Genomic DNA, 6606 nt, shown 5'->3' on the forward strand with positions numbered 1-6606 from the left:
AAAGCGGACAGGATTTGATGAAAAATAAACTGTATTCACTCAGGCTTTGTACTTGCCTTGTTCCACTGGCGGCGGTAACAGGAATGGCGCTGATGTCCGGTTGCACCTTGCGGGCAGTGGATAATATGGCGCGTGAGGCTAGTATGCAAAGTCGGGTAGCACAACAGCATTTGCATCAACAGCATAGCCTGAAACAGCCAGTAGTAACCTGGGTAGATAAACCCTGGGTGAATTTGAAACCGGTAGTTCAGCCTGTCGCATCGGTAAAGTTGCCGACCTGTCAGATAACGATTAACAGTAAGGCCAGGCTGACATTACCGGAACTGGGACAACGCATTACCCAACTTTGTGGTATTCGGGTCACAGTAACACCCGATGCTTTATCACGCGTATCAACGACTGCGGGTGGGTTGACACGCCAGATGCATGGGGCATTACCGGCACCTGATGATAAGGGACGTATGCCATTGGATTGGCTGGATGATCGCGATATACACTCAATTGATGCTGATGAGCGTCGAGAGCCAGAAGTACTCACGGGTCTCAATTGGCAAGGGGAGCTAACGGGGCTTTTAGACAATATTGCCAGCCGGTTAGGGATTGCATGGAAGATAGATAACAGGGCAGTCGTGTTTTATCGGTTTGAAACCCGGACATTTCAGTTGAATGTTCTCAACACCCGTACCAGTAGTAATGCCAGTGTTGCCTCAGGTTCAACCAGCAGTATGGGGACATCAGGGGGCAGTGGTAATGCCAACAACTCTGTTTCTGGGGATGCCAGTTCTTCACAGAAAACGACGGTTGATCTGAACAGTGATTTATATGAAGACATCCGTAAGACGGTAGAGAATATGCTGACGCCTGAGCGTGGTCGTTTTTGGTTGTCAAGCTCCAGTGGAACGCTGATGGTAACAGACACACCGGCGGTGCTCGATTCGGTATCCCGTTATGTGGAAGAGCAAAATACTGTTCTCAACCGTCAGGTTTTGTTGAATGTTCAGGTGCTGAGTGTCAGCACTACCCGTAAAGAGCAAATGGGGCTGGACTGGGGATGGGTTTATAACTCATTGCATAGTCTGGGGGCTACGCTGTCTGGCAGTTTTGGTGGTATGGGCAGTGGGGCAACCTCTGCGGGGGTCAGTATTTTGGAAAGTGCAACAGGGAAGGCGGCAAAACTCTCGGGTTCCAGCCTGCTGATAAAGGCGTTGAGCGAGCAGGGGAACGTCAGTGTGGTGACCTCTCAAGGAAGTGCGACCACTAATTTGACYCCGATTCCGATACAGATGGCTGATCAAACGGTGTATGTGGCTCAAAGCAGTACAACGACTGCCGCAGATGTGGGCGCGACCACAGCTCTGACACCCGGGATGATTACTACCGGGTTTAATATGACCTTATTGCCGTTGATACAGCGTAATGGTGATGTTCAGTTACAAGTGGCTTTTAACCTGTCTGATCCGCCGACTATCCGTTCATTCACATCTAAAGAAGGCAATTCTTATATCGAAATGCCGTATACCCGGCTACGTTCACTGAGCCAGAAAGTGAATCTACRGGCTGGACAGGCTCTGGTACTCACCGGATTTGAACAGGCTGATACACGGGCCACTAAGRCGGGCACCTTTACACCGGGTAATTTCCTGCTTGGGGGAGGACAGTCCGGAGAGAATAAGCGCAGCACGTTGGTKATTTTGATCACCCCCGTATTACTGGATTGAGGAATGAAAGGATGCATGAATCAATGAAAAGCATCGATTTAGAAATATCCGGTGATACACCCGAAGTCACGGTTGTACAGGCCGGACGCCATTGTTGGATCAGTGGTCTGCGTTGGTCGCCGTACATGAAGGTGAAACGGGGACACCGTAGAGGGMAACGTGTTCGTCCTCAATACACTGATGTACATYTGGTCGTGGGAAATCGAGCGGGGAGACGTCAGCAGACTACACGTATGATGGGAACGGGAATGATCAGGAAATTGTATTGCCGTCATACACMGTATTCTTTAGCCATAGCCTTTTTATCGCATTCCGGCCCAAACGGGTACGGGATTTACGATTTGGGCGAGGGGCAACGGTTATTTTTGGCGACGCAGAATGGTTTGCCGTCCGTAATGGCMGATATTGTCGGAACCCGCGAGAGTGTCAATGCAGCACTGTCCCGTTTTTTAACTTTTAACCCGGCTCCTAATAAAAGCTGGCGGGTAGTATCTGACCCTGATAATCCGGCGCACTGGCGCTCAATAACTTCTGCTTTGTCTGCTCATCAGTCTCGGATGTGTCGCCTGCAACGGCGGTGGAGGTCACCATTATTGTTGATGGCCGTATTCATCTCTCTGTTGATAGTCGTAGGGGTGTTATTACCGTTAGGAAAATCTCCCGATGAGATATTACCGATGACTGAAATTGTGCAGGTCAGGGCATCACAATTGTTTGAAGAAACGCCAAAACCTGTTGATTTACCTCATCCGTGGGCCGATAAGCCGTTGCTGCCCGCATTTTTGGCACGTTGTGTCATGATCAGTCGGACRATTCCAGTGTTATTAGCGGGTTGGCGCTTGACGGCAGGTTCATGCCGAAAAGATGGCGTCCGTCTTCACTATGAGATTATGCCTGGCGGTACAGCGGCTCATTTTGTTCAGCGTGTACAGACTGTATTTAATCAGTCRCCGGTTTTTGATCTGGTTCARGGWGCAAAAGAAGGCCGGGTATTCCTGCCGTGGAAACCTTTGCCGGTTCGCGATGAAGCGGTGCCTGCGGTTTCAGTACAGTTGATGAARATRGTTTCGAATTTCCAGCAATGGCAGATCCCCCTGACGTTAAATGAACTCACTCCAGYATCGGCATTACCGGGAGACGGGCAATCTATCCCTGCCCAGGATTGGCGAGAATACCTCTTCAGCTTCAGTAGYCGGGTGATGCCGGCATGGCTATTTGCTGAACTGGATGAGACAGGGCTGCGACTGAACAGCGTCACGTTTACCCTGACCTCACAGGGACAGTTAACCTATCAGGCAGAGGGATACATTTATGCCCGGAAATAATATTGCCTTGTGTATCAGTTTGTTAAGTGGGCTAATTTTTATCAGTCCACCCGTTCGGTCAACAGAGGATAGCGCGCTTTCGGCAATGGGTATTACAGCGGCATCTGCGGGTGTGACTGTGGGACAGTTAGARCATYTACAAGCGAAAAATCTGCTGCTGGAAGCTGAATTGCAGCGGGCAAAGTTACAACGCCAACTGGCAGAAAGTCAGCATTTGGGGTTGACGGGCAGTAATGATATTGATCTGCCGGTGACCGTGTCGCCTGTGATAACKGCGGGACACCCTGTGAYTCGTCCRGTTCTGACCCGTCCGGTGGTTCAGGAGATTTATGGTCGGGGAAATGCATTGCGGGCTAGCGTAAGTCTGCCGGGCYACGGTGTGATGGAATTAGCTGTCGGTGACGCAGTGCCTGGCACTCAGTTCAAAGTTAAGGTGATCACGCTTTCTGCGGTCACGCTAAGTGATGATTCGGTACTCACGTTCTGAGAGAAGAAAGGGAATGAAAGAAAGTCTCCAGATTAATRATGCCGTGTTGCTGTTATGTGAAGAACAACAGGYTACGGTATTAATTGACAACAATCGTCGGGGTGATCCGCAGGTCCAGACTCGGGTCATGCAATTACTTGAAGCCACACCAGAGGCAGAAATTCGCTTTGTCAATTTGTCAGAATTGCAGGCAAACCGCCAGAAACAGSATCAGCGGACGAATGAACAGGGCGTTTGTCTGTCGGACTTAACTGATGTGAGTGAACGCCAGAAGCAGGTACTGACCTGTTTTGAACTGGCAAAAAAGCTGAATGCGTCAGATATTCATCTGACTATCAGTCCGGAGCTGACCCGAATTGAAATGCGTATTCACGGTGAGCTGGAAGTCGTCAATGAACTGTCGGAAGAGGAGGGAATGGCACTGGCATCTACGATCGTCCTGTCGATGTGTGATGTCACTGAAACGCAATTTTTTCCAGGTCGTCAGCAGGACGGAAGGATTAAAGCGGATTTTCTGCGTCGGGTACATTTGTATGGTGCCCGATACAGCCATACGCCAACAGCAGATGGGTTGTATGTTGTGATGCGTGTGATTGCTGATGATGGTGACAAAGTGCCTACACTGACACAATTAGGTTTTTTGCCTCAGCAAATCAAACTGGTTTCCCGTATTTTGCGACTGCCGGAGGGACTGATTGTGCTATCGGGGCCAACCGGCTCCGGGAAGTCCACGACATTACGCACTTTTTGTCGCCAGTATCTTGACAGGACAGGGGGCAAAAAGCGGTTATTGACTGTTGAAGATCCACCTGAGGGGCGGATTGCGGGTGCCATTCAGACTCCAATTGTGTGTGACAAAAGTGATGAAGAAGCGGTCAGGCTTGCCTGGCACCGAGCGCTCACCTCTGCGTTGCGTCTGGATCCCGATGCTGTTATGCCAGGCGAAATGCGTGACCTGACCTCTATGTTAACGGCCATTTATGCTGCGCAAACTGGACATAGTGTCATGACGACTCTGCATACCAATAGTGCAGTCGGTATTCCTGAGCGCATGATAACGATGGGGGTGAATGCAGGGCTGATTGCAGATGCACAACTGTTGATTGCGTTGATTAGTCAGCGTTTGGTACCGACATTATGTCCGCACTGTCGGGTACCTTGGATGCAGAAACAGGCTGTACTGGATGAGGAACAGCGGGCTTATCTTATGCGTTATTGCCATGCTTCCGGTGTGTGTGGTGTGGAGAATTTATATTTTCGTCATCCTGAAGGATGTGAACATTGTTGCCAGACTATTACCTTGAGCGGACGGGTTGTTAGTCGAGGGGTTACTGGTCGTAGTGTGGTGGCAGAGGTCATTAGACCAGATGCCCGATTCTTTACCTTGTTGATGACTGGGGGAAAAGAGGCTGCGAGGCAACACTGGGTATCGAATTTGGGCGGGATTACTCGTCGTCAGCATTTACTGAATAAGCTGAATGCAGGGCTGATTGACCCATTGGAGGCAGACTTAGTTTGTCCGCTGGATGAGGATGATTATTTGCTGATGGAGCAGTGTGATGCGTGAAATGTCATGGGTCAGCCGTCTGCGCTATGTGTTAGTTCGCCACACTTTCTTACCGAGTTATCGCATCATTTTCTATGAGGCGTTGCGTTTTCTACTGGAAAACAAGATACCGTTATTGAAAGCGTTGCGGCAGATACGTGATGTGTATACCCATTTCGATACCCATTGGCATCCGTTTGCTGAACTCATTGACGATTGCGTCTCGGCGCTCACTGATAATAGTCAAACTAATACCTTGGAACATGTGCTGGCTGCTTGGGGACCGGTAGAAGAGGCGGCGTTAATTAGTGCCGGTATGCGCAGCGGTCATTTGCCTGAAGCGCTGAGTCAGGCCATGACACTGATAGGTTGCCGTCAGCGTATTCTGATAGTGTCGCTCAGAATGATGATTTATCCCTTGTTGTTGATGCTACTGATGACGGGATTACTGGTGATCACAGCAACAGAATTGGTACCAACGCTAAGAAGTATTTCAGATCCGGAAAACTGGCAGGGTGTGCTGGCATGGCTGAACCGGATGGCGACATTCTTTGAGCAGGCTTTTCTGTTATGTGGTGTCTTACTGCTCTTTTTTATTGTGGGCGTGGTGTATTCGTTGCCGCGGTGGGTCAACCGTCTGCGTCGCATAGCAGATCATCTTATCCCTTGGTCGGTCTATAGCGATATTCAGGGGGCTATTTTTTTACTGAATATGGCTTCCCTTTTACGTGCCCATGTTCAGACGCTGGATGCTTTAATTATCCTGCAACGCTTTGCATCTCCTTGGTTACAGATTCGTCTGGAGTCTATTGCTGATTGTGTCCGTGAAGGGGATCACTTTGGCCGGGCATTGCATCACTGCGGCTATGGTTTTCCGTCAAAGGAAGCGGTTAATTTTCTGTCATTGCTGACGGAAGGTGATGGCACTCCGGACATTATTGGGCGCTATGGTGAGCGGTGGCTGGACCAAACAATCGCTCGGGTGAACAGGCGGGCCAATTTGGTCATGTTGAGTTCACTGTTGCTGGTTGTCGGGGCATTTATGTTGATCCTGCTGGCCGTCATGGAAATACAGAACATGGCTAACATCATGCAGTAGTACCCTTAAATTGAGCCTCCATTTTAACGATTTTCTCCATAAAGAACCCTTTATATAAGGAATAAATCAATGCAGTACATGATGATACAAAAACAAGACAGAATGGCCTGTCCCCCTGAACGAGGTTGGGCTATTTTGGAAAATGGTGCGGTCGCTCTGGTTGTGATTGCCGTGATTACTGTAGTTTTAGGGGGAATTTATATGTTGTATGACCGCAAGGATGCGGTTGTGGAAACAACGAATCTGCAAACTATCATCTCCAGTACTCAGGGGTTAATGAAAGGCAGTGGTGGCTATGAGTTTAGTAATGCAGACAAGATGACAGGTATCCTGATTCAGTTGGGGGGCGTACCGAAGAGTATGACGGTTCGCGGCGATACGACTGTCGGTAATGCCACGTTGTGGAATACCTGGGGTGGTCAGGTTAAGGT

6 protein-coding genes are annotated in these 6606 nt (G+C 49.5%); all 6 read left to right on the forward strand.

The window, feature by feature from the left end; all coding sequences use genetic code 11:
• The first annotated feature begins 17 nt into the window (after positions 1 to 17).
• Positions 18 to 1718, forward strand: a complete 1701-nt coding sequence (pilN, locus tag D3222_RS19475; protein WP_118987612.1) for a PilN family type IVB pilus formation outer membrane protein — start codon at positions 18 to 20, stop codon at positions 1716 to 1718.
• 23 nt (positions 1719 to 1741) lie between these two features.
• On the forward strand, positions 1742 to 3043 hold the full coding sequence (gene pilO2 / locus D3222_RS19480) for a type 4b pilus protein PilO2 (protein ID WP_157975373.1): 1302 nt from the start codon (positions 1742 to 1744) through the stop codon (positions 3041 to 3043).
• The gene (gene pilP, locus D3222_RS19485; RefSeq protein WP_118987614.1) at positions 3030 to 3530 is read left to right on the forward strand and encodes a type IV pilus biogenesis protein PilP; all 501 of its coding nucleotides are present in this window, start codon (positions 3030 to 3032) and stop codon (positions 3528 to 3530) included. The genes pilO2 and pilP overlap by 14 nt, the downstream gene beginning before the upstream one ends.
• 13 nt (positions 3531 to 3543) lie before the next feature.
• Positions 3544 to 5097, forward strand: coding sequence for a GspE/PulE family protein (locus tag D3222_RS19490; RefSeq protein ID WP_118987615.1), 1554 nt, complete (start codon positions 3544 to 3546; stop codon positions 5095 to 5097).
• Complete coding sequence (locus D3222_RS19495) at positions 5090 to 6175, forward strand: type II secretion system F family protein (protein WP_118987616.1); 1086 nt, start codon at positions 5090 to 5092, stop codon at positions 6173 to 6175. The genes D3222_RS19490 and D3222_RS19495 overlap by 8 nt, the downstream gene beginning before the upstream one ends.
• Before the next feature lie 69 nt (positions 6176 to 6244).
• Positions 6245 to 6606: type 4 pilus major pilin (locus D3222_RS19500; protein ID WP_304598677.1), on the forward strand; the 362-nt coding region annotated here is incomplete at its 3' end.

It is taken from the genome of Photorhabdus sp. CRCIA-P01, from assembly GCF_003545805.1.
GTDB lineage: Bacteria > Pseudomonadota > Gammaproteobacteria > Enterobacterales > Enterobacteriaceae > Photorhabdus > Photorhabdus antumapuensis.

Excerpts from the sequence above, each read along its gene's own strand:
- D3222_RS19495 (WP_118987616.1), top strand. The coding sequence starts at position 5,090 with ATGCGTGAAATGTCATGGGTCAGCCGTCTGCGCTATGTGTTAGTTCGC.